The organism is Paracoccus stylophorae (assembly GCF_028553765.1).
GTDB classification, from domain to species: Bacteria; Pseudomonadota; Alphaproteobacteria; order Rhodobacterales; family Rhodobacteraceae; genus Paracoccus; species Paracoccus stylophorae.
The window spans coordinates 935,846-956,972 of the sequence record NZ_CP067134.1 but is presented as its reverse complement, the minus strand read 5'-3'; the positions used below and the strand labels follow the sequence as shown (position 1 = coordinate 956,972).

The following is a 21,127-nucleotide window of genomic DNA, read 5'->3' as shown; positions in this document are numbered from 1 at the left end:
GGCTCAGCCCTCGTCCGTGCCCTGGGGCGGACCGGCCAGGCTGCGCGGATCGAAACCCGGCCCCTTGGAGGCCGCGAAATCCTCGACCTCCTGAATGTCCTTGGGGGGCGAATCGGGGCGATACACCTTGAGGTAATCGCCGCTGGCCGCGAAATCGACCTCGACCCCGCTGTCGAAACCCAGCTTTTCGCGCAGCTTCTGCGGCAGCATCAGCCGGCCTTCGCGGTCGATCTCAAGATCGACGGACTGCGCGTTCATCAGCTGTTCCAGCCAGCGCCGCTCGACGCTGCCGCGCTGCATCCGGTCGATTTGCGCGTCGATCTCCTCGATGGCCTCGATGGTGTAAAGCTCCAGCCAGTTCCACCAGTCCGGTCCATAGACCACGACCAGCTGCGCGCGTCCGGTGTTGGATGTCGAAAAGGCCGGGTCGCATTGTTCGAACTGCTTGCGCATCCGGGCGGGGACCGACATGCGGCCCTTGCTGTCGACCTTGACGGTCTCGGTGCCCCTGAACTTGCGCGCCACGCCGGCCTGTCCTCACTGTCCCGTCTCTTCCGCCCGCCCGAAAGAGAAAGGGCGGATCGGGCCGCTGCCACTGCCCGATCCGCCGCCCTCGTTCCCATTGACTGGGCCCCTTTTCGGGGAGTTGCCCGCCCTGCCACGCGCCACCTGGGGGAGGTGCTGCTCGCGCGTGGGGGCGATGCTTTTTTGGAAAACGGGTGCCTGTATGAAACCTGCTTCGCCTCGTGGGGTCTTGGTGCCCCTTGCTGCCCGTCTTCGTGATCAAGTTGTGACATGGGATTTCATGGGACGCAATGGAATTCTTCCCCACAACGGCGGTATGGACACGCTGAAACGAGGCTCAGGACCGGCTGTTTCGTGCCGTCACGAACCAATGCGCACAACAGATGGAAAGAAACCGACGCAACATCGCAATATCTAGCGATCAGATCTGCCAAGACAGAAAGTGGCGTAAAATCCCAAAAACCTGCATCGACGCCGGACAGGGCAGGAACACCGCCCGCGATTCACGCCGATCCGCGCCGGAATCACGGCGAATCACATATGCGGGAGCGGGTTTCCGCCCCGGTGGCGGAAAATCCCATTCAACCCATGCTTTCCCATGAAGATGCGACGGCCTTGCGCAGATGCGCAGTGTCAGGCGACCCCATCCGCGATCAGCCGTTCGGCCAGCCGCGCATAAGCCTGCCCCGCCGGGCCGTCTTCCAGCGCGATGGGCCGGCCCGAATCGCCCGACAGGCGCACATCCAGCAGCAGCGGCAATTCGCCCAGGAAGGGCAGGTTCAGATTCCGCGCCTCGGAGGCCACGCCGCCATGGCCGAACAGATGCGCCTCGTGCCCGCAATTGGGGCAGACATAGCTGGACATGTTCTCGATCAGGCCCAGAACCGGGGTCTTCAGCCTGTTGAACATGTCGATGGCGCGGCGCGCATCCAGCAGCGCCACGTCCTGCGGGGTCGAGACGATGATCGCGCCCGTCACCGCCGCCTTCTGGCACAGCGAAAGCTGCACATCGCCGGTGCCGGGCGGCAGGTCGATCAGCAGCACGTCCAGCTCGCCCCAGTTCACCTGCTGCAACAATTGCTGCATCGCGCCCATCAGCATCGGCCCGCGCCACACGACCGCCTCGCCCTCTTTCAGCATCAGCCCGATCGACATGATGGTGATGCCGTGATTGTGCATCGGCTCGATCCGCTTGCCGTCCGGGCTGGCGGGCCGGCCCGACACGCCCAGCATCCGCGGCTGCGAGGGGCCATAGATGTCGGCGTCCAGCACCCCCACCTTGCGCCCCGCCCGCGCCAGCGCCACCGCCAGATTGGCGGTGACGGTGGATTTGCCGACCCCGCCCTTGCCCGACCCGATGGCCACGAGGTTTCGCACGCCCGGCACCGGCTGCGGCCCGGCCTGCCCGGTCGGATGCTGGCCCAGCTTCAGCGACGGCGCCTGCCCCTGCCCGGACGAGGCCACCGGCTGCGCGGGCTTGCCCGCCGGCGCGGTCATCACGATCTGCACCTTCTCTACCTCGGGCAGCGCCTCGACCCGGCGTCTTGCCTCGGCCTCGACCGGGGCCAGCGCGCGCGCGGCCTCGGCATCGGCGACCTCAAGGACGAATCGGACGGTGCCGCCATCGACGGTTATCGCGCGGACGATATCGGCCTGGGCAAGGCTGCGGCCGTCCGGCAGCACGATGTCGGCGATTGCCCCACGGACAACTTCACGGGTCACGGTCATGTCAGCAGCCTGTCTTTATGTGTCGCCGCAGCATGATGCATGGGTCGCGCGACCACAACCACCCGCCAGCATGTCGCAGCGCGGGCGGCCGTAAGCACCTCATTTTCCGTCCATTTTGCAGTCGCGGCGTGATCGCTAACGCTCACGGCGAAATTAACTTTTCGTGTGATTACAGGAAGAAGGAACCAGAACGTAAACGCTCAGTCATGCAATTGCCGCATGGCAGCATTGGCCGGATGGCCTATTGTGCATCCGCAGCAAGAGGGCCATCTTGATGACAACGAAAGCGCCGGGCCGTCCCGGGCCGGGCGCAGATCGACGAAGAAACGTGAAAGGAACCGAAGTCATGGCCGTTATCGCTCAAGCCCACAACCGCGCCGCCGCCACCGGCCTGCGTGGTCGGCTGCTGGCCGCGATGCAGCGCATGCAGGAAAACCGCGCCCGCAAGGCCGTCTATCGCCAGACCGTGCGCGAACTCAGCGCGCTGACCACCCGCGATCTGGACGATCTGGGCATCAGCCGCGCGATGATCCCGCATCTGGCGCGCGAGGCCGCCTGGGGCTCGTCCGACTGAACCATTCGCTTTCCCGACCCTCTCCTCCTCCCCGGGTCGGGACTGGCGGCACCCTCTCTCCTCCTCCCGGAGGGTGCCGCCCAAAGATCGCGACACCGCCCTCTCCTCCTCCCGGGCGTGTCGTGCGGGCGGCGGCCCCGCTCCTCCTCCCAAGGGGTCGCTGCCGAAAACATCGCCGCCCCGATTGCGGCAACCGGATGCGACGGACCATTCCTCCCGGTCCTTCGCACGGCGACGCCGGCCCCTCCTCCTCGGGGCCGCGTCGCACCCCATAGCCGCCCCGATTGCGGCAGACGGATGCGATGGGCCTTCCTCCTCCCGGCCCGATCGCAGGCGGTGTCGGCCCCTCCCTGGCCTTGACACCGCACCCCAAACGCGGCCCTCCCTCCTCCCTGGGCCAGCGTTGAGCGGCGGCGCCCCTTCCTCCTCCCTGGGCGCCGCCGCGATCTTTTCCCGCGGAACAAGATGGCCTGCCTTGCATTGCATCTTCGAATGCGACGAAAGGGGCCAGTCATGGAAAAATATCGCAAGGGCACCAAGGTGCAGTGGAAATGGGGCACCGGCCACGGCACCGGCAAGATCGCCGAAAGCTTTACCGACGATGTCGAGCGCCAGATCAAGGGCCAGACGATCAAGCGCAAGGCCAGCGCGGACGAACCCGCCTATCTGATCGAACAGGAGGACGGCGACCGCGTGCTGAAAAGCCATTCGGAACTGCGCAAGGCCGAATGACGCGCTTCGCCCCCTTCCCCGCCGCGCAGGCGCGGGCTAAGGCAGGCCATGCTCAGCTATCAGCACGCCTATCACGCCGGAAACCTGGCCGACCTGCACAAGCACGCGATGCTGGCGACGGCGCTGGATTACCTGACGCGCAAGGACAAGCCGCTCAGCTATCTGGAAACCCATGCCGGGCGCGGCCTGTATCGGCTGGACGGTGCCGAGGCGCGCAAGACGGGCGAGGCGCAGGCCGGCATCCTGCGCGCCACGGCCCAGGGCTGGCTGCCCGACGACCATCCGCTGCACCGCGCGCTTGCCTGCGTCCGCCGCGCCCATGGCCCGCTTGCCTATCCCGGATCGCCGCTGATCGCCGCGCATTTCCTGCGCCCGGGCGACACCGCCCATCTGGCCGAATTGCACCCCGCCGAATATCAGGCGCTGTCGCAGGTGGCCGGGTTTGCGACCCTTCACCGCAGCGACGGGTTCGCCATGGCGCAGGCCGTGTGCCCGCCGACGCCGCGGCGCGGATTGCTGCTGATCGACCCCAGCTATGAGGTCAAGGCGGACTATCAGACCGTTCCGCGCCAGATCGGGCTGCTGGCGCGCAAGTGGAACGTGGGCATCGTTGCGCTGTGGTATCCGATCCTGACCGACAACCGCCACGAACCGATGCTGCGCGCGCTGATGCAGGCCCATCCCGACGCCCTGCGCAGCGAGGTCGGGTTCGCGCCCGCCCGCCCCGGCCACGCGATGATCGGGTCGGGGATGTGGGTGCTGAACCCGCCCTTCGGACTTGCGGCCGAGGCCGCGCGGCTGACACGGCTGTTCCGCGACCGCGCCTGAAGAAGCCGCCGGGGGATTCCCCTGCCAGTCCGGCTGTGGCATGATCGCGCCAACGCAAGCCAGGCAAAGCCACATCCATGTCACAACGTCTTTCGATCAGCGCCACGATCTTCTTCGTGCTGGCCATGGCCCTGGGCCTCTATTTCGCCTTCGCCGCCGTGCAGGGGCCTTCGGGCATCCTGCGCCGCATCCAGATCGAGGCCGAGACTCAGGACCTGATCGTCGAACGCGACAGCCTGCGCGCCGATGTCGACCGGATGCAGAACCTGACCCGCCGGATGTCGGACGAATATCTGGATATCGACCTGCTGGACGAACGCGCGCGCGAGGTGCTGGGCTATGTCCGGTCGGACGAAATCATCCTGCGCTAGGCCGTCAAGACGGGCGATCCGCGCCCTTCGGTTTCGCGCATTGCACCCCTTGATTTGATGCGCTACGGATAGTTTAACGCTGAACTATTCCGACCGGGCATCGAGGAGGACACCCAGCATGGCCAGGAAACCCGCCGCCAAGGAGGCGCCGAACGTTTCAAAGGACGAGCTGCTTCAGTATTATCGCGACATGCTGCTGATCCGGCGATTCGAGGAAAAGGCCGGCCAGCTTTACGGCATGGGTCTGATCGGCGGTTTCTGCCACCTCTATATCGGGCAAGAGGCGGTCGTCGTCGGGCTGGAGGCTGCCGCCAAGGAAGGCGACAAGCGCATCACCAGCTATCGCGACCACGGCCACATGCTGGCCTGCGGCATGGACCCCAAGGGCGTCATGGCCGAACTGACCGGCCGCGAGGGCGGGTATTCCAAGGGCAAGGGCGGCAGCATGCACATGTTCAGCCGCGAAAAGCATTTCTATGGCGGCCACGGCATCGTCGCGGCGCAGGTGCCGCTTGGGGCGGGGCTGGCCTTTGCCGACAAGTACATGGGCAACGACAACGTCACCTTCACCTATTTCGGCGACGGCGCGGCCAACCAGGGCCAGGTCTATGAGACCTACAACATGGCCGAGTTGTGGGATCTGCCGGTCGTCTTCGTGATCGAGAACAACCAGTATGCGATGGGCACCTCGATGAAGCGGTCGACCAAGTCGACCACGCTTTACGGGCGCGGCGAGGCATTCGGCATCCCCGGCGAACAGGTCGACGGCATGGACGTGCTGGCCGTGAAGGCCGCCGGCGAAAAGGCCGTCGCCCACTGCCGCGCGGGCAAGGGCCCCTATATCCTCGAGATCATGACCTATCGCTATCGCGGGCACTCGATGTCGGACCCGGCGAAATACCGGACCCGCGAAGAGGTGCAGAAGATGCGCGACGAACGCGACGCCATCGAACATGTCCGCGACCTGCTGTTGCAGGGCGATCACGCCACCGAGGACGAGTTGAAGGCCGTGGACAAGGAAATCAAGGACATCGTGAACGAATCGGCCGAATTCGCCAAGGAAAGCCCGGAACCGTCGCTGGACGAGTTGTGGACCGACATCTACGCCGACGAAGTGCCGCAAGGCACCGCCGAAGAAAACGCCTGAGGGAGGGACCAGCACATGGCAACCGAGATCCTGATGCCCGCCCTGTCGCCGACCATGGAGGAAGGCACGCTGGCGAAATGGCTGAAAAAGGAAGGCGACGAGGTCAAGTCCGGCGACATCATCGCCGAGATCGAAACCGACAAGGCCACGATGGAATTCGAGGCGGTGGACGAAGGCATCCTCGGCAAGATCCTGATCGACGAGGGGACCGAGGGCGTCAAGGTCAACACCCCCATCGCCGTGATGATCGAGGAGGGCGAAAGCGCCGACGATATCGAGGTGTCGAAATCCGACGCCGCACCCGCCCAGGCCAGATCCGACGACGCGCCGGCGAAATCCGCCGTCGAAGAGGTCAAGACCCCCGAACCCGACCGCAGCCCGGACTGGCCCGAAGGCACGGCGATGAAGACCATGACCGTCCGCGAGGCGCTGCGCGAGGCCATGGCCGAGGAAATGCGCCGCGACGAGACCGTGTTCCTGATGGGCGAGGAAGTCGGCGAATACCAGGGCGCCTACAAGATCAGCCAGGGTCTGCTGGACGAATTCGGCCCCCGGCGCGTGGTCGATACCCCGATCTCGGAACACGGCTTCGCGGGCATCGGCGTCGGCGCGGCGTTCGGCGGCCTGCGCCCCATCGTCGAGTTCATGACCTTCAACTTCGCCATGCAGGCGATGGACCAGATCGTCAACTCGGCCGCCAAGACGCTGTACATGTCGGGCGGCCAGATGGGCGCACCGATGGTGTTCCGCGGCCCGAACGGCGCCGCCGCCCGCGTCGCAGCCCAGCACAGCCAGGATTACGCGGCATGGTTCGCGGCCATTCCCGGCCTCAAGGTCGTGATGCCCTATTCGGCCGCCGACGCCAAGGGGCTGCTGAAGACCGCGATCCGCGATCCCAACCCGATCATCTTCCTTGAGAACGAAATCCTCTATGGCCGCAGCTTCGAGGTGCCCGATCTGGACGATTTCACCATCCCCTTCGGCAAGGCCAGGATCGCGCGCCAGGGCAAGGATGTGACCATCGTCAGCTTCGGCATCGGCATGGCCCATTCGCTGGAAGCCGCCGACAAGCTGGCCGAAGAGGGGATCGAGGCCGAGGTGATCGACCTGCGCACGCTGCGCCCGATCGACTATGGCACGATGATCGAATCGGTGAAGAAGACCAACCGCATGGTCACCGTCGAGGAAGGTTTCCCGGTCGGCGCCATCGGCAACCACCTGTCGGCCTATGTGATGGAAAACGCGTTCGACTGGCTGGATGCCCCGGTGATCAACTGCACCGGCAAGGACGTGCCCATGCCCTATGCCGCCAATCTTGAGAAACACGCGCTGATCACCATCCCCGAGATCGTCGAGGCGGTGAAGAAAGTCACCTACAAGTAACGGAGCAGCGAGATGCCGACAGAAATCCTGATGCCCGCGCTGTCTCCGACGATGGAGGAAGGCACGCTGGCCAAATGGCTGGTGAAAGAGGGCGACGAGGTCAAATCCGGCGATATCCTGGCCGAGATCGAGACCGACAAGGCCACGATGGAGTTCGAGGCCGTCGATGAAGGCAAGGTGGGCAAGATCCTGATCGAGGAAGGCTCGTCCGGGGTCAAGGTCAACACCCCCATCGCCGTCCTGCTGGAAGAGGGCGAAAGCGCCGACGATATCGCCGAGACGTCAAAGCCCGCGGCCGACGCGCCGAAAAAGGACGTGCCCGCCGAAGCCCCGAAGGAGGTCGAGGGTCAGGCACAGGCCGCCAAGGCCCCGCCCGCCCCGTCCTCGGACAAGGGCGACCGGATCTTCGCCTCGCCGCTGGCCCGCCGCATCGCGGCCGAAAAGGGGCTGGATCTGGCCTCGATCGAAGGGTCCGGCCCGCGCGGACGGATCGTCAAGGCGGATGTCGAGAACGCCAAGCCCGGCGCCGCCCCGGCAAAGGCCGACGCGCCCAAGCCCGCGCCCGCCGCGGCCGAGGCCCCGAAAGGCGCGTCCGCCGAAACCATCGCCAAGATCTATGCCGACCGCGAAACCGAAGAGGTCACGCTGGACGGCATGCGCCGCACCATTGCCGCGCGCCTGGGCGAGGCCAAGCAGACCATCCCGCATTTCTATCTGCGCCGGTCCGCGAAGCTGGACGAGCTGATGACGTTCCGCGCCACGCTGAACAAGCAACTTGAGGCGCGCGGCGTGAAGCTGTCGGTCAACGACTTCATCATCAAGGCCTGCGCGCTGGCGCTGCAACAGGTGCCGGACGCCAACGCGGTCTGGGCCGGCGACCGGATCATCAAGCTGAAACCGTCGGACGTGGCCGTGGCCGTGGCGGTCGAAGGCGGGCTGTTCACGCCGGTCCTGAAGGACGCCGAGATCAAGACGCTGTCGAAACTGTCCGCCGAGATGAAGGATCTCGCCAACCGCGCCAAGACGAAAAAGCTGGCCCCCCACGAATATCAGGGCGGCAGCTTCGCGATCAGCAATCTGGGCATGTTCGGGATCGAGAATTTCGACGCCGTCATCAACCCGCCGCACGGCGCGATCCTGGCCGTCGGCGCCGGCATCAAGACCCCCGTGGTCGAGGGCGACGAGGTCGTGATCCGCAACGTCATGTCGATGACGCTGTCGGTCGATCACCGGGTGATCGACGGCGCGCTTGGCGCGCAGCTGCTGGAAGCCATCGTCGCCCATCTCGAAAACCCGATGGGCATGCTGGCCTGACGCTGACCGGCTGACGCCAAACCGGAAAAAAGGGGCCGCGCGCCCCTTTTTTCAATCCCGCGAATGCGCGTTCCGCCCTTCCCCTCGCACTCTTTCCAAATACCTCGGGGGTCCGGGGGCAGCGCCCCCGGCCGTCGCGGGACGCAACCGAACGCCCGCCGGTCAGGTGACCGCCTTCTCGATCTCGCGCACGAAATCGTCCAGGTCGTCGGGATTGCGGCTGGTGATGATGCCGCGATCCACCACCACCGATTCGTCCACGACCTCGGCGCCCGCGTTCGCCAGATCGGTGCGGATCGAGCCATAGCCGGTCATCCTGCGACCCGACGTCAGCCCGGCCTCGACCAGCAGCCAGGGCGCGTGACAGATCGCGGCCACCGGCTTGCCGGCATCGGCGAAGGCGCAGATCAGCCCCACCGCCTTGCGGTCCTGCCGCAGCGTGTCGGGATTGATGACGCCGCCCGGCAGCACCAGCGCGTCATAGCTTTCGGCCGACACCTCGGCGATCTTCTTGCCCGCCTCGACCGTCTTGCCCCAGTCGTCCTTGTCCCAGGCGCGGATCTCGCCCGTATCGGGCGCGGCGATATCAACGTCGTGACCCGACGCTTTCAGCTTTTCCAGCGGCACGAACAGTTCCGATTGCTCGAACCCGTCGGTCGCCATGATCAGAATCCTGGCCATGTCCGGCCTCCTTTCAAAGATGGAATCACCGCCTCAATGCATCCCCGCGCCCCGCGGTTCCGGATCGGCGCGCAGGGTCGCGCCATCTCACCCGACCGTGACGCCGGCGGCGCGGATCAGAACGTGATCTCGACCCCCGGCAGGCGCAGTTCCGCGATCAGGTCGCGCAGCTCCTGACGCGCGGCGATGTTCGACATCGACAGCTGTTCGGTGCCGATATCCTTCAGATCCAGCAGCGTCAGACCGCGCGGGAACAATTCGCGAAAGATGACCCGTTCCGAGAATCCCGGCGCGACGCGGAACCCGATCCGCCGCGACAGCGTGGCCAGCGCGCTGCCGACCTTGCGCTTGTTGTGCATGGCCTGCGTGCCCAGCCGGTTGCGCAGCACCAGCCAGTCGATGGGTCCGGCCCCCGCCTCGCCCCGCATCTGCCGCGCCGCCCAGACCATCTCGGCATAGATCGACGGGCCCAGCACCTTGCCCTCGGGCGACATCCGCGCCAGCAGGTCGAAATCCACGAAACTGTCGTTCATCGGCGTCAGCAGCGTGTCCGCGACCGTGTGCGCCATCTGGCTCAGCTGCGTGTGCGACCCCGGACAGTCCAGCAGGATGAAATCGCACCGGCCCTCAAGCTCGGTCAGCGCCGCGCTCAGCGGATCGCTGCCCTGCCCCAGCGTGCCGATGACCGGGATCGGCAGGTCCAGCCCCTCGCGCGCCACAAAGGCCGCGCGGTTTTCCAGGTACCGGCCAAAGCTGCGCTGACGCACGTCCAGATCCAGACCGCCGACGCGATGGCCCATCCGCGCCAGCGCCGTGGCGACATGCATCGAGGTCGTGGACTTGCCCGAACCGCCCTTTTCGTTGCCCACAACGATGATATGCGCCACCGTCCGCCTCGTCTCTGCCCCGCGTTCCGCCGGACCCTAACCAGTGCGTGCGGCGATGAAAAGCGGCTGTCGCGCGCAGCCGCCTTGCCCGCAGCCGCCCTATTCGTCGCCCTTCAGCAACAGGACCAGCGCAAGCATCGTCATCGCCACGCCCGGCAGCACGATGGCGCCCGGCAGGCCGGTGCCCAGCACCGCCTCGGCCAGGATCACCCAGACCGGCGTCAGATAGGTATAGGCCATCACCTTGGCCGCAGGCAGGCGCAGGGTCGCGAACTGGGTCAGCACGAAGGTGACGGCGCTGGCCATGACGGCGACGTAAAGCAGCGTCACCCAGACGATCGCGGGCAATTCCAGCCACGCCGTCTGCGCGATCGCGTCCCGCCCCCACACCAGCAGCAGCGCGGCCCCCGCAATCAGCGTGCCCAGCGTGAAGACCAGCGCGCCTTCGCCCCGGTTCAGCCGGCGCACCATGGGGATATACAGCGCGTGGGCGGCGCAACCGACAAGATAGATCGCCTCGCCCCGGCCCAGTTGCAGCCGCGCCATCGCCGCCAGATCGCCGCGAAAGATCACCCACAGCGCCCCGAACCCGCCCAGCGCCAGCGCGCCCGCCATCCGCCGGGTCATCCGCTGGCGCACCAGCAGCCAGCCGAACCCCGCCGCCATCAGCGGCGTCAGCGTGAAGACGGCCGAGGCGCTGACCGGGGCGGCGGTCTTCAGCCCCTCGAACATCAGCACGAAATAGCATGAAAAGACCCCGCCCAGCAGCAGATAGCGCCACGGCGCACGGAAGGCCGCGACCGGGATGCGCTGCCCGGCCAGCGCGACCCCGCCGATCACGCCAGCGGCGATCACGAACCGCGCCGCCGTGATCGCCGCCGGGTCGATCAGGTTGGCCGCCCGCGAGCCCAGCGAGAACGACCCCGCCACCAGCGCCGAAAACAGCAGCATCGCCGCATGTCCGCGCAACGCCTCGCGCCGCGGGACCGCGCCCATCGCCGCGTCCGGCGCGCTCATCGACGCACATCGCCGGTCACGCGCAGCATCGCCCGCCGCACGGGCGCCGCAGGCATCACCCCCGGCCCAGCATGTAGAATTCGTCGTTCGGGCGGATGTCGCCCGCATTCACCAGCCGGTTCGACATGCCGAAAAACGCCGCGATGGCGCCGATGTCCCAGATCTCGTCGGCCGAAAACCCCGCCTGCGCCAGCGCCTCGTGATCGGCGTCGTCGATCTGCTGCGCGTTCAGCGCGACCTTTTCGGCATAGGCCAGCATCGCGCGTTCCCGGTCGTTCAGATCCGCCTTGCGCCAGTTCACCGCGACCTGATCGGCGATATGCGGGTTCTTCGCCCGGATGCGCAGGATCGCGCCATGCGCGACGACGCAATACTGGCACTGGTTCAGCCCGCTGGTGGCGACCACGATCAACTCACGCTCGGCCTTGGTCAGCCCGTCGTCCTTGTCCATCAGCGCGTCGTGATAGGCGAAGAAGGCCCGGAACTCGGCCGGCCGGTGCGCCAGCGCCAGAAACACGTTGGGCACGAAGCCAGATTTCTCGGCCACCTTGCGGATCGCCTGCCGGATGTCGTCCGGCAGGCGGTCCAGGTCGGGCACCGCAAAGCGGCTGATCGGATGCTGTGTGTCGGTCATGGGGTCCTCCTCGGCCGGCACTTTGCGTCAGGTCCGGCACGGATGGAACCCCGCGCAGCCGCCGCCTTGCGCGGCCTTGCGCCGCGGCCGGCCCTGCTGTTCCGTCCACCCGCTGCGCGCGCCTTCCCCTGCCGCCCGCGCCCGCGACAAGCCGCGTTGACTCGGCGGCGGTTTTTCCCTATCTGATGCCGCAATCCCCGGAAGGCGATCCCCTTCCGGTCCCCGCATGGCGGGGATCGCCCTCCGTCAGCGCGTTGCGCCCACGGGGGCAAAACCGCTTTGGACCTTCAGGAGGGCCGCGATGTTCGAAAATCTGTCCGACCGGCTTGGCGGCGTCTTCGACCGGCTGACCAAGCAGGGTGCGCTGTCCGAGGATGACGTCACCGCCGCCATGCGCGAGGTGCGCGTGGCCCTGCTGGAGGCCGATGTCTCGCTGCCGGTCGCGCGCAGCTTCGTCAAGTCGGTCACGCAGAAGGCCACGGGTGCGGCGGTCACGAAATCGGTCACGCCCGGCCAGCAGGTCGTCAAGATCGTCCATGACGAGCTGATCCGCGTCCTTCAGGGCGACGAAGAGCCCGAGGCGCTGCGCATCGACAACCCGCCCGCCCCGATCCTGATGGTCGGGCTGCAAGGCTCGGGCAAGACCACGACCAGCGCCAAGCTGGCCAAGCGCCTGAAGGACCGCGAGAAAAAGCGCGTGCTGATGGCGTCGCTGGACACCAACCGCCCGGCGGCGATGGAACAGCTGGCGATCCTGGGCCAGCAGATCGGCGTCGATACGCTGCCGATCGTGCCCGGCCAGACAGCCACCCAGATCGCGCAGCGCGCCAGGCAGCAGGCCGCCCTGGGCGGCTATGACGTCTATATCCTCGACACCGCCGGCCGGCTGCATATCGACGACGCGCTGATGAACGAGGTGCAGTCCGTCCGCGACATCGCCAGCCCGCGCGAAACCCTGCTGGTGGTCGACGGGCTGACCGGTCAGGACGCGGTCAATGTCGCGACCGAATTCGACCAGAAGGTGGGCGTCACCGGCGTGGTCCTGACCCGGATGGACGGCGACGGGCGCGGCGGCGCGGCCTTGTCGATGCGCGCCATCACCGGCAAGCCGATCCGCTTCGTGGGTCTGGGCGAAAAGATGGACGCGCTGGAAGGCTTCGACGCGCAGCGAATCGCCGGCCGCATCCTGGGCATGGGCGACATCGTCGCTCTGGTCGAAAAGGCGCAGGAAGTGCTGGAGGTCGAACAGGCCGAACGCATGATGAAGCGGTTCCAGAAGGGGCTGTTCAACATGAACGACCTCAAGGGCCAGCTGGAACAGATGCAGAAGATGGGCGGCATGCAGTCGATCATGGGCATGATGCCCGGCATGGCCAAGATGGCCAAGCAGGCCGAGGCCGCGGGCATGGACGACAGCGCCATCCGCCGGCAGATCGCGCTGATCAACTCGATGACGAAAAAGGAACGCGCCAACCCCGCGATCCTTCAGGCCAGCCGCAAGAAACGCATCGCCGCCGGCGCGGGCATGGATGTGGCCGAGCTGAACCGCCTGCTGAAGATGCAGCGGCAGATGGCCGACACGATGAAAAAGCTGGGCAAGATGGGCAAGGGCGGCATGCTGAAACAGGCGATGCGCGCGATGACCGGCAAGGGCGGCGGCCTGCCCGAGATGGACAATGTCGATCCCGCCAAGATGGCCGAGGCGACGCGGATGCTGCAGGACCCGAAGGGTCTTGGCGGCGATCTGGGCCGCGCCGGCCTGCCCGGCGGGCTGTCGGGCATGTTCGGCAAGAAATGACGCGATGACCCCGGTGACCGCCCGCCTCCCCCGGTCCGCGCAGCCGGACACGGCCGCACCGCTTCTGCGGACCGCGCGGCTGACGCTGCGCCTGCCCGATGCGCGCGATCTCGACGCCTATGCCGCCTTTTTCGCGGATGCGCAGGCATCGCATTTCTATGGCGGTCCGCTGCGGCGCGATCAGGCGTTCGGCGTGCTGTGCCGCGATATCGGCCACTGGTCGCTGCGCGGTTACGGCAAGTTCGCGGTCACCCGGAACGGCGCCACCATCGGCGGCTGCGGCATCGTCCATCCCGATGGCTGGCCGGGCCGCGAACTGACCTGGTGGCTGCTGCCCGATGCCCGCGGCCAGGGTCTGGCGCGCGAAGCCTCGGTCGCGGTGCTGGCATGGGCGCGCGATGCGCTGGCCAGCGCCGAGGTCGAGACGCATTTCCGCGACGACAACGACGCCGCCCTGCGCCTGACCCGGTCGCTTGGCGGTCGCAGGCTGCGGCGCGCGGTCTTTCCCGACGGCGTCGCCCGCGACATCCATGCCATCCCGACCGACGGGGTCGCGGCATGATCCTGCTGTCGCCCACCCCGATCCTGACCACGGAACGGCTGACCCTGCGCGCGCCCAAAGGCAGCGACTGGCCCGCCTGGCGCGCCTTCATGGCCAGCGACAGGTTGCGCTTCGTGCGCCCCGACGATTTCGACGACGCCGCATCGTGGCGCGCCTTTGGCCACGCCATCGGCCACTGGGCGATGCGCGGCTGGGGCATGTTCGTCTTTACCGCCAGGGACGACGACACGCCGCTTGGCATGGCCGGTCCATGGTTCCCCGAAGGCTGGCCCGAACGCGAGATCGGCTGGTCGCTGTGGCCGCCCGAGGCCGAGGGCAAGGGACTGGCGGCCGAGGCTGCCGGGGCCGCCCGCGCCCATGCGTTCGGCGCGCTTGGCTGGACCACCGCCGTCAGCTATGTCGACCCCGGCAACGCCCGGTCGATCGCGCTGGCCGAACGGATGGGCGCTATCCGCGACGATGCCGCGCCGGTGCCGCATTCCGACCGGCCCTGCCTCGTCTATCGCCACAGCGCCGCCCACGCCAAAGGTGCCGCATGACCGATGCCGCCACCCGCGCCGCCGACCTGCTGGCCGATCACCGCGCCAGCATCGACCGGCTGGACGCGATCCTTGTCTATACGCTGGCCGAACGGTTCAAGCACACCCAATCCGTCGGCCGCCTCAAGGCCGACCACGACCTTCCTCCGTCCGATCCCACGCGCGAGGCGCACCAGATCGAGCGGTTGGAACGCCTTGCGCGCGAGGCCGAACTGGACCCGGAATTCGCGCGCAAATTCCTGAATTTCGTGATCGCCGAAGTGATCCGGCATCACGAACGCTATCAATCCTAGGGCGATCCGTCGCCCGACCTGCCATTTCAAAGGAGAAACTCGAATGGCCGTCAAGATCCGTCTCGCCCGTGGTGGTTCCAAGAAGCGCCCCCATTATGCCATCGTCGCATCCGATTCGCGCATGCCGCGCGACGGCCGCTTTCTGGAAAAGCTGGGCACCTATAACCCGCTGCTGCCGAAAGACAGCGAAGACCGCGTCAAGATGGACGTGGAACGTGTGCAGCACTGGCTTGGCTTGGGCGCCCAGCCCACCGACCGAATCGCCCGCTTTCTGGAAGCCGCGGGCGTCCGCGACAAGGCCGAGCGCAAGAACCTGAAAAAGGGCGAACCCGGCGACAAGGCGAAAAAGCGCGCCGAGGAACGGGCCGCGAAAGCCGCCGCCCCGGCCGAAGAGGCCGCGGCCGAGTGATCGGCTGCCGGCGGCCGGCGGTTCGTCCCCGCCGGCCGCCGTCCTCATCGCGGCACGCCGGGGGAACGCATGTCCAGTGATCGCATCTGCGTGGGTGCCATCGCCGGGGCCTTCGGGGTCCGGGGCGAGGTGCGGCTGAAAAGCTTTTGCAGCGACCCCCGCGACATCGCCGCATACGGTCCGCTGACGACCGAGGACGGCAGGCGCAGCTTTGCCGTCACCCTGACCCGCCCCGTCACCGGCGGGCTGGGCGCGCGCCTGTCGGGCGTCGCCACGCGCGAGGATGCCGAGGCGCTGAAGGGCACCACGCTTTGGGCACCCCGCGACGCCCTGCCCTCGCTGCCTGACGACGAATTCTATCACGCCGACCTGATCGGGCTCGAGGTGTTCGACACCGGCGGCGCGTCGCTGGGCCGCGTCCGCGCGATCTTCGATCACGGCGCGGGCGACATTCTCGAGGTGATCGGCACCGAACAGATCCTGCTGCCCTTCACCCGCGCCGTCGTGCCGACGGTCGATCTGGCGGCGGGACGGATCGTGGCCGACCCGCCGGACAGCGACGAATGACCGCCGGTCAGCAGGACGCGGATGTCTGGACCGCCAGCGTCGTGACCCTGTTCCCCGAGGCGTTTCCCGGCATCCTCGGCCTGTCGCTGACCGGACGCGCGCTTGCGCAGGGGCTGTGGAACCTGCGCACGATCCCGCTGCGCGAATTCGGCATCGGCCGGCACCGCAACGTGGACGACACGCCGGCGGGCGGCGGCGCCGGCATGGTGATCCGCGCCGACGTGATGGACGCGGCCCTGCACAGCGCCGCGCATCCCGGCCCGGTTCTCTACATGTCGCCGCGCGGCCGTCCCCTGACGCAATCCCGCGTCCGCGACCTGGCCGAAGGTCCGGGCGTCACCCTGATCTGCGGCCGGTTCGAGGGCGTGGACCAGCGCGTTCTGGAGGCCCACCGCGTCCAAGAGATCAGCGTCGGCGATTATGTCCTGACCGGGGGCGAGATCGCGGCTCAGGTCTTGATCGACGCCACTGTCCGGCTTATACCCCGCGTGCTGGGGAATCAGGCGTCCCTGGCCGAGGAATCCTTTTCCATCGGCAACCGGGGCCTGCTGGAAGCCCCCCAGTACACGAAGCCCGCCCTGTGGCAAGGCCGCCAGATCCCGGATGTTCTTCTTTCGGGCAATCACGCGGCCATTCACGCATGGCGGAATACCGAAGCCGAAAGGCTGACCAAGCAACGCCGCCCCGACCTGTGGCGGGCATGGACCGAAGCCTCGGCCATGGACCCGGCAAAGGACCGACAGCTCTCGGGCGCATCAGACCAATCGCGGGACCACCGCGAGCAGCACAAGGAACCTAAGCGATGAACCTGATCGCAGAACTGGAAGCCGAGCAGATCGCCGAGCTCGGCAAGGCCATCCCCGATTTCAAGGCCGGCGACACCCTGCGCGTCGGCTACAAGGTGACCGAGGGCACCCGCACCCGCGTGCAGATGTATGAAGGCGTCTGCATCTCGCGCAAGGGCGGCAGCGGCATCGGCGCCAGCTTCACCGTCCGCAAGATCAGCTTTGGCGAAGGCGTGGAACGCGTGTTCCCGCTCTATTCGACCAATATCGATTCCATCGACGTGGTCCGCCGCGGCAAGGTCCGCCGGGCCAAGCTGTATTACCTGCGCGACCGCCGCGGCAAATCGGCCCGCATCGCCGAAATGTCGAACTACAAGCCCAAAGCCGACAAGCCCAAAGCCGACGCGAAGGCCTGAGAAAGGTTGCCACGATGAAAAAAGACATCCACCCCGATTACCACATGATCGAAGTCAAGATGACCGACGGCACGATCTATCGCACCCGCTCGACCTGGGGCGGCGAGGGCGAGACGCTGTCGCTGGACATCGACCCGACCACCCACCCGGCCTGGACCGGCGGCTCGTCGCGCCTGATGGACACCGGCGGCCGCGTGTCGCGCTTCAAGAACAAATACGCCGGCCTGGGCTTCTGATCCGCCCCACCGCACGACCCCGAAACGCCGCCCCACCGGGGCGGGGTTTTCGTCCTGCCCCCTCGCCCTCTTTTCAAATAGCTTGCAGGGGGTCTGGGGGATGCAAGATCCCCCAGCTTCCGGTGCGGATCAAGCCGCCGCCTCGTCCGGCTGCACCAGCGCCACGATGTCCATCATGATCGTGTTCAGCTGGAAATCTTTGGGCGTGTAGACGCGGGTGACGCCCATTGCCAGCAGGCGGCGGGCGTCCTCGTCGGGGATGATGCCGCCCACGATCACCGGCACGTCGCCCAGGCCCGCCTCGCGCATGCGCCGCGTCACCTCCTCGATCAGCGGCAGGTGGCTGCCCGACAGGATCGACAGGCCGATGACATGGGCCCGGTCCTCGGCCGCGCGGGCGACGATCTGTTCGGGGGTCATGCGGATGCCGTCATAGGTGATGTCCATGCCGCAATCGCGGGCGCGGAAGGCGATCTGTTCGGCGCCGTTGGAATGGCCGTCCAGCCCCGGCTTGCCGACCACGAATTTCAGCCGCCGTCCCAGCCGCGCGCTGACCGCATCGACCGCCTCGCGGATCTCCTCCAGCCCCTCGGTCCGGTTCGACGGGCTGGCCGACACGCCGGTGGGGCCGCGATATTCGCCGTGCACCTGCCGCATCACGCCCGCCCATTCGCCGGTCGTGGCCCCGGCGCGCGCCGCCGCGATTGAGCCGGGCATGATGTTGTCGCCCCGCCGCGCCGCGTCGCGCAGCGCGTCCAGCGCCTGGCGCACCGCCGCCTCGTCGCGCGTCTCGCGCCATGCGCGCAGACGGTCGATCTGGTCCTGCTCGACCGCCGGATCGACGACCATGATGCCGCCGCCCTGGGCCATCAGCGGCGACGGCTCTCCCTGTTGCCAGCGGTTGACGCCGACCACCACCGTCTCGCCCGCCTCGACCCGGTTCAGCCGTTCCGCGTTCGATTCGACCAGCCGCGACTTCATATAGTCGATGGCCGCGATCGCGCCCCCCATCTCGTCCAGCAGGCGCAATTCGTCGCGCGCGCCCTGTTTCAGCTCTTCGACCCGGGCGGCGATCACCGGGCTGCCGTCGAACAGATCGCCGTATTCCAGCAGGTCCGTCTCATAGGCCAGGATCTGCTGCATCCGCAGCGACCATTGCTGATCCCAGGGCCGGGGCAGGCCCAGCGCCTCGTTCCAGGCCGGCAACTGCACCGCCCGCGCCCGCGCGTTCTTTGACAGCGTGACCGCCAGCGTCTCCAGCAGGATGCGATAGACGTTGTTTTCGGGCTGCTGCTCGGTCAGGCCCAGGCTGTTGACCTGCACGCCATAGCGAAAGCGGCGATATTTCGCGTCCTCGATCCCGTATCGGTCGCGGGTGATCTCGTCCCACAACTCGGTAAAGGCGCGCATCTTGCACAACTCGGTCACGAAGCGGATGCCGGCGTTCACGAAGAAACTGATCCGCCCGACCATGGCCGGGAAATCGGCCTGCGACACCTTGCCCTTCAGATCGTCCAGCACCGCGATGGCCGTGGCCAGCGCATAGGCCAGTTCCTGCTGCGGCGTCGCCCCGGCCTCTTGCAGGTGATAGGAACACACATTCATCGGGTTCCATTTCGGCAGGTGCTCGCGCGTATAGGCCGCCACATCGGTGATCATCGCCAGTGACGGTTTGGGCGGGCAGATATAGGTGCCGCGCGACAGATATTCCTTGATCAGGTCGTTCTGCACCGTGCCCTGCAATTTCGACACGTTCGCGCCCTGTTCCTCGGCCACCGCGATATACAGCGACAGCAGCCACGGCGCCGTCGCGTTGATCGTCATCGAGGTGTTCATCTGCTCCAGCGGGATCGCATCGAACAGCGCCCGCATGTCGCCCAGATGGCAGACCGGCACGCCGACCTTGCCCACCTCGCCGCGCGCCAGGACGTGATCGCTGTCATAGCCGGTCTGGGTCGGCAGATCGAAGGCGACCGACAGGCCGGTCTGCCCCTTGGCCAGATTGCCGCGATACAGCGCGTTCGATTTCTCGGCGGTCGAATGGCCCGCATAGGTGCGGAACAGCCAGGGTTTGTCCTTCTCGGCCATCGCATGTGTCCCCGTAACATTCTTTCGGTCCACGACCGGATACCGAAAGATTGCTGCGTCGTCAATTCGCCGCAGCGCGGCGAAGCCGGGATTTCCCAGCCGCCCGTCCCGCCGCCCCTGCCCCTGCTGCCGCCGCACCCCGCGCACCCACGCTGCACCGCAGCCATGCCGCAGCGTCACGCGAAAATTTTCGGACATATTGTTACCCGAACCCGGCCCCGACCGGTTGCAATGTTGCGCGAGCGCGGTTACGCAACTGCAATACGCCCCGGCGATTCTGCGCCGCGGCACGACGAAGGAGAACGCGATGGCCCTGGACGCCCCGACCCAGATCGCGCCCTACGAGGCGCCCCAGAAGGACCTGTACGAGATCGGCGAAATGCCCCCGCTTGGCCATGTCCCCAGGCAGATGCATGCCTGGGCGATCCGCCGCGAACGGCAGGGCGAACCCGATCAGGCCATGCAGCTTGAGGTGGTGGACACACCGACCATCGACAGCAACGAGGTGCTGGTCATGGTGATGGCGGCCGGCGTCAACTATAACGGCATCTGGGCCGGGCTGGGCATCCCGGTCAGCATGTTCGACGTCCACAAGCAGCCCTATCACATCGCCGGTTCGGACGCCTCGGGCATCGTCTGGGCCGTGGGCGACAAGGTGCGGCGCTGGAAGGTCGGCGACGAGGTCGTGATCCACTGCAACCAGGACGACGGCGACGACGAGGAATGCAACGGCGGCGATCCGATGTATTCGCCCACCCAGCGCATCTGGGGATACGAGACGCCGGACGGCAGCTTTGCCCAGTTCACCCGCGTGCAGTCGCAACAGCTGATGCCGCGCCCGCGCCACCTGACATGGGAGGAATCGGCCTGCTATACGCTGACCCTGGCCACCGCCTACCGGATGCTGTTCGGGCACGAACCGCACGAGCTGAAGCCGGGCATGAACGTGCTGGTCTGGGGCGCCTCGGGCGGGCTGGGTTCCTATGCGATCCAGCTGATCAACGCGGCGGGCGGCAACGCCATCGGCGTCATCAGCGAAGAGGACAAGCGCGAATTCGTCATGTCCCTGGGCGCCAAGGGCGTCATCAACCGCAAGGATTTCAGCTGCTGGGGCCAGCTGCCCACCGTGAACACGCCCGAATACAAGGAATGGTTCACCGAGGTCCGCAAGTTCGGCAAGGCGATCTGGGACATCACCGGCAAGGGCAACAATGTCGATATCGTCTTCGAACATCCGGGCGAGGCGACGTTCCCCGTCTCGACCTTCGTGTGCAAGAAGGGCGGCATGGTGGTGATCTGCGCCGGCACGACGGGCTTCAACTGCACCTTCGACGTGCGCTATATGTGGATGCACCAGAAACGCCTGCAAGGCAGCCATTTCGCGCATCTGAAACAGGCCAGCGCCGCCAACCGGCTGATGCTGGAACGCCGCCTCGACCCCTGCATGTCCGAGGTGTTCCCGTGGGCCGAAATCCCGCAGGCGCACATGAAGATGTATCGCAACGAACACAAGCCCGGCAACATGTCGGTGCTGGTCCAGGCCCCCACCACCGGCCTGCGCACGTTCGAGGACGCGCTGGAATCCGGCCCGCGCGGCTGAGCCGACCGATCCA

Annotated in this window: 24 protein-coding genes; 17 read left to right on the top strand and 7 right to left on the bottom strand. The window is 67.0% G+C overall.

Annotated features, from left to right (window positions below; all coding sequences use genetic code 11):
• Positions 1 to 3: 3 nt before the first annotated feature.
• Positions 4 to 525 (bottom strand): division/cell wall cluster transcriptional repressor MraZ, encoded by a 522-nt coding sequence (locus JHW45_RS04775; RefSeq protein ID WP_272859801.1) that lies wholly within the window; start codon positions 523 to 525, stop codon positions 4 to 6.
• A 633-nt stretch (positions 526 to 1,158) separates the two neighbouring features.
• On the bottom strand, positions 1,159 to 2,253 hold the full coding sequence (locus JHW45_RS04770) for an Mrp/NBP35 family ATP-binding protein (RefSeq protein ID WP_272859800.1): 1,095 nt from the start codon (positions 2,251 to 2,253) through the stop codon (positions 1,159 to 1,161).
• A gap of 346 nt (positions 2,254 to 2,599) precedes the next feature.
• Here JHW45_RS04770 and JHW45_RS04765 point away from each other — a divergent pair, with 346 nt between their 5' ends.
• The 7 genes from JHW45_RS04765 to JHW45_RS04735 all read left to right on the top strand — a co-directional run bounded on the left by JHW45_RS04765 (position 2,600) and on the right by JHW45_RS04735 (position 8,602).
• On the top strand, positions 2,600 to 2,827 hold the full coding sequence (locus JHW45_RS04765) for a DUF1127 domain-containing protein (RefSeq protein ID WP_272859799.1): 228 nt from the start codon (positions 2,600 to 2,602) through the stop codon (positions 2,825 to 2,827).
• Positions 2,828 to 3,340: 513 nt separating this feature from the next.
• Positions 3,341 to 3,559, top strand: coding sequence for a hypervirulence associated TUDOR domain-containing protein (locus JHW45_RS04760; protein WP_272859798.1), 219 nt, complete (start codon positions 3,341 to 3,343; stop codon positions 3,557 to 3,559).
• A gap of 48 nt (positions 3,560 to 3,607) precedes the next feature.
• Positions 3,608 to 4,387, top strand: coding sequence for a 23S rRNA (adenine(2030)-N(6))-methyltransferase RlmJ (locus tag JHW45_RS04755; RefSeq protein WP_272859797.1), 780 nt, complete (start codon positions 3,608 to 3,610; stop codon positions 4,385 to 4,387).
• A 77-nt stretch (positions 4,388 to 4,464) separates the two neighbouring features.
• Entirely contained in the window at positions 4,465 to 4,758 is a 294-nt protein-coding gene (locus tag JHW45_RS04750; RefSeq protein WP_272859796.1) for an FtsB family cell division protein, read from the top strand.
• A 118-nt stretch (positions 4,759 to 4,876) separates the two neighbouring features.
• Positions 4,877 to 5,905 carry a pyruvate dehydrogenase (acetyl-transferring) E1 component subunit alpha gene (pdhA, locus tag JHW45_RS04745; RefSeq protein WP_272859795.1) on the top strand — a complete coding sequence of 343 codons (1,029 nt, stop codon included), beginning with the start codon at positions 4,877 to 4,879 and terminating at the stop codon, positions 5,903 to 5,905.
• A 15-nt stretch (positions 5,906 to 5,920) separates the two neighbouring features.
• Positions 5,921 to 7,288, top strand: a complete 1,368-nt coding sequence (locus JHW45_RS04740) for a pyruvate dehydrogenase complex E1 component subunit beta (protein ID WP_272859794.1) — start codon at positions 5,921 to 5,923, stop codon at positions 7,286 to 7,288.
• 12 nt (positions 7,289 to 7,300) lie between these two features.
• Positions 7,301 to 8,602 (top strand): pyruvate dehydrogenase complex dihydrolipoamide acetyltransferase, encoded by a 1,302-nt coding sequence (locus JHW45_RS04735; RefSeq protein ID WP_272859793.1) that lies wholly within the window; start codon positions 7,301 to 7,303, stop codon positions 8,600 to 8,602.
• 162 nt (positions 8,603 to 8,764) lie between these two features.
• Here the strand turns inward: JHW45_RS04735 and JHW45_RS04730 are convergent, their stop codons facing one another.
• From JHW45_RS04730 to JHW45_RS04715, 4 genes are all read right to left on the bottom strand, one after another.
• Entirely contained in the window at positions 8,765 to 9,283 is a 519-nt protein-coding gene (locus JHW45_RS04730; protein WP_272859792.1) for a type 1 glutamine amidotransferase domain-containing protein, read from the bottom strand.
• 116 nt (positions 9,284 to 9,399) lie between these two features.
• The gene (locus JHW45_RS04725; protein WP_272859791.1) at positions 9,400 to 10,170 is read right to left on the bottom strand and encodes a division plane positioning ATPase MipZ; all 771 of its coding nucleotides are present in this window, start codon (positions 10,168 to 10,170) and stop codon (positions 9,400 to 9,402) included.
• A gap of 99 nt (positions 10,171 to 10,269) precedes the next feature.
• Positions 10,270 to 11,187: a DMT family transporter gene (locus JHW45_RS04720; protein ID WP_272859790.1), complete on the bottom strand. Its 918-nt coding sequence runs from the start codon at positions 11,185 to 11,187 to the stop codon at positions 10,270 to 10,272.
• 55 nt (positions 11,188 to 11,242) lie between these two features.
• A complete protein-coding gene (locus JHW45_RS04715) occupies positions 11,243 to 11,821 on the bottom strand; it encodes a peroxidase-related enzyme (RefSeq protein ID WP_272859789.1) in 579 nt (192 codons plus the stop codon).
• 301 nt (positions 11,822 to 12,122) lie between these two features.
• Between JHW45_RS04715 and ffh the strand changes: the two genes are divergently transcribed.
• The 9 genes from ffh to rpmE all read left to right on the top strand — a co-directional run bounded on the left by ffh (position 12,123) and on the right by rpmE (position 17,426).
• Positions 12,123 to 13,619 (top strand): signal recognition particle protein, encoded by a 1,497-nt coding sequence (ffh, locus tag JHW45_RS04710; RefSeq protein ID WP_272859788.1) that lies wholly within the window; start codon positions 12,123 to 12,125, stop codon positions 13,617 to 13,619.
• Between the two features lie 4 nt (positions 13,620 to 13,623).
• Positions 13,624 to 14,181 carry a GNAT family N-acetyltransferase gene (locus JHW45_RS04705; RefSeq protein ID WP_272859787.1) on the top strand — a complete coding sequence of 186 codons (558 nt, stop codon included), beginning with the start codon at positions 13,624 to 13,626 and terminating at the stop codon, positions 14,179 to 14,181.
• Complete coding sequence (locus tag JHW45_RS04700; RefSeq protein ID WP_272859786.1) at positions 14,178 to 14,720, top strand: GNAT family N-acetyltransferase; 543 nt, start codon at positions 14,178 to 14,180, stop codon at positions 14,718 to 14,720. Before JHW45_RS04705 ends, JHW45_RS04700 begins: the two co-directional genes overlap by 4 nt.
• Positions 14,717 to 15,013, top strand: coding sequence for a chorismate mutase (locus JHW45_RS04695; RefSeq protein ID WP_272859785.1), 297 nt, complete (start codon positions 14,717 to 14,719; stop codon positions 15,011 to 15,013). The genes JHW45_RS04700 and JHW45_RS04695 overlap by 4 nt, the downstream gene beginning before the upstream one ends.
• 43 nt (positions 15,014 to 15,056) lie before the next feature.
• Complete coding sequence (rpsP, locus tag JHW45_RS04690) at positions 15,057 to 15,422, top strand: 30S ribosomal protein S16 (RefSeq protein ID WP_272859784.1); 366 nt, start codon at positions 15,057 to 15,059, stop codon at positions 15,420 to 15,422.
• A 69-nt stretch (positions 15,423 to 15,491) separates the two neighbouring features.
• Positions 15,492 to 15,989, top strand: a complete 498-nt coding sequence (gene rimM / locus JHW45_RS04685) for a ribosome maturation factor RimM (protein ID WP_272859783.1) — start codon at positions 15,492 to 15,494, stop codon at positions 15,987 to 15,989.
• Entirely contained in the window at positions 15,986 to 16,795 is an 810-nt protein-coding gene (gene trmD / locus JHW45_RS04680; protein ID WP_272859782.1) for a tRNA (guanosine(37)-N1)-methyltransferase TrmD, read from the top strand. The genes rimM and trmD overlap by 4 nt, the downstream gene beginning before the upstream one ends.
• Positions 16,792 to 17,190: a 50S ribosomal protein L19 gene (rplS, locus tag JHW45_RS04675; RefSeq protein ID WP_272859781.1), complete on the top strand. Its 399-nt coding sequence runs from the start codon at positions 16,792 to 16,794 to the stop codon at positions 17,188 to 17,190. Before trmD ends, rplS begins: the two co-directional genes overlap by 4 nt.
• Positions 17,191 to 17,204: 14 nt before the next feature.
• Positions 17,205 to 17,426 (top strand): 50S ribosomal protein L31, encoded by a 222-nt coding sequence (gene rpmE / locus JHW45_RS04670; RefSeq protein ID WP_272859780.1) that lies wholly within the window; start codon positions 17,205 to 17,207, stop codon positions 17,424 to 17,426.
• 129 nt (positions 17,427 to 17,555) lie between these two features.
• Here the strand turns inward: rpmE and JHW45_RS04665 are convergent, their stop codons facing one another.
• Positions 17,556 to 19,514 carry a protein meaA gene (locus JHW45_RS04665; RefSeq protein WP_272859779.1) on the bottom strand — a complete coding sequence of 653 codons (1,959 nt, stop codon included), beginning with the start codon at positions 19,512 to 19,514 and terminating at the stop codon, positions 17,556 to 17,558.
• 307 nt (positions 19,515 to 19,821) lie between these two features.
• Here JHW45_RS04665 and ccrA point away from each other — a divergent pair, with 307 nt between their 5' ends.
• Positions 19,822 to 21,114, top strand: a complete 1,293-nt coding sequence (gene ccrA / locus JHW45_RS04660; protein ID WP_272859778.1) for a crotonyl-CoA carboxylase/reductase — start codon at positions 19,822 to 19,824, stop codon at positions 21,112 to 21,114.
• Positions 21,115 to 21,127 lie beyond the last annotated feature (13 nt).

What these genes read in the sequence shown, in the direction of transcription:
- rplS (WP_272859781.1), top strand. Translation starts at nt 16,792, where the DNA reads ATGAACCTGATCGCAGAACTGGAAGCCGAGCAGATCGCCGAGCTCGGC.
- rpmE (WP_272859780.1), top strand. Translation starts at nt 17,205, where the DNA reads ATGAAAAAAGACATCCACCCCGATTACCACATGATCGAAGTCAAGATG.
- JHW45_RS04700 (WP_272859786.1), top strand. Translation starts at nt 14,178, where the DNA reads ATGATCCTGCTGTCGCCCACCCCGATCCTGACCACGGAACGGCTGACC.
- ffh (WP_272859788.1), top strand. Translation starts at nt 12,123, where the DNA reads ATGTTCGAAAATCTGTCCGACCGGCTTGGCGGCGTCTTCGACCGGCTG.
- JHW45_RS04705 (WP_272859787.1), top strand. Translation starts at nt 13,624, where the DNA reads ATGACCCCGGTGACCGCCCGCCTCCCCCGGTCCGCGCAGCCGGACACG.
- JHW45_RS04740 (WP_272859794.1), top strand. Translation starts at nt 5,921, where the DNA reads ATGGCAACCGAGATCCTGATGCCCGCCCTGTCGCCGACCATGGAGGAA.
- JHW45_RS04735 (WP_272859793.1), top strand. Translation starts at nt 7,301, where the DNA reads ATGCCGACAGAAATCCTGATGCCCGCGCTGTCTCCGACGATGGAGGAA.
- ccrA (WP_272859778.1), top strand. Translation starts at nt 19,822, where the DNA reads ATGGCCCTGGACGCCCCGACCCAGATCGCGCCCTACGAGGCGCCCCAG.
- JHW45_RS04720 (WP_272859790.1), bottom strand. Translation starts at nt 11,187, where the DNA reads ATGAGCGCGCCGGACGCGGCGATGGGCGCGGTCCCGCGGCGCGAGGCG.
- rpsP (WP_272859784.1), top strand. Translation starts at nt 15,057, where the DNA reads ATGGCCGTCAAGATCCGTCTCGCCCGTGGTGGTTCCAAGAAGCGCCCC.
- JHW45_RS04695 (WP_272859785.1), top strand. Translation starts at nt 14,717, where the DNA reads ATGACCGATGCCGCCACCCGCGCCGCCGACCTGCTGGCCGATCACCGC.
- JHW45_RS04730 (WP_272859792.1), bottom strand. Translation starts at nt 9,283, where the DNA reads ATGGCCAGGATTCTGATCATGGCGACCGACGGGTTCGAGCAATCGGAA.
- pdhA (WP_272859795.1), top strand. Translation starts at nt 4,877, where the DNA reads ATGGCCAGGAAACCCGCCGCCAAGGAGGCGCCGAACGTTTCAAAGGAC.
- JHW45_RS04760 (WP_272859798.1), top strand. Translation starts at nt 3,341, where the DNA reads ATGGAAAAATATCGCAAGGGCACCAAGGTGCAGTGGAAATGGGGCACC.
- JHW45_RS04665 (WP_272859779.1), bottom strand. Translation starts at nt 19,514, where the DNA reads ATGGCCGAGAAGGACAAACCCTGGCTGTTCCGCACCTATGCGGGCCAT.
- JHW45_RS04765 (WP_272859799.1), top strand. Translation starts at nt 2,600, where the DNA reads ATGGCCGTTATCGCTCAAGCCCACAACCGCGCCGCCGCCACCGGCCTG.
- rimM (WP_272859783.1), top strand. Translation starts at nt 15,492, where the DNA reads ATGTCCAGTGATCGCATCTGCGTGGGTGCCATCGCCGGGGCCTTCGGG.
- JHW45_RS04770 (WP_272859800.1), bottom strand. Translation starts at nt 2,253, where the DNA reads ATGACCGTGACCCGTGAAGTTGTCCGTGGGGCAATCGCCGACATCGTG.
- JHW45_RS04715 (WP_272859789.1), bottom strand. Translation starts at nt 11,821, where the DNA reads ATGACCGACACACAGCATCCGATCAGCCGCTTTGCGGTGCCCGACCTG.
- trmD (WP_272859782.1), top strand. Translation starts at nt 15,986, where the DNA reads ATGACCGCCGGTCAGCAGGACGCGGATGTCTGGACCGCCAGCGTCGTG.
- JHW45_RS04750 (WP_272859796.1), top strand. Translation starts at nt 4,465, where the DNA reads ATGTCACAACGTCTTTCGATCAGCGCCACGATCTTCTTCGTGCTGGCC.
- JHW45_RS04755 (WP_272859797.1), top strand. Translation starts at nt 3,608, where the DNA reads ATGCTCAGCTATCAGCACGCCTATCACGCCGGAAACCTGGCCGACCTG.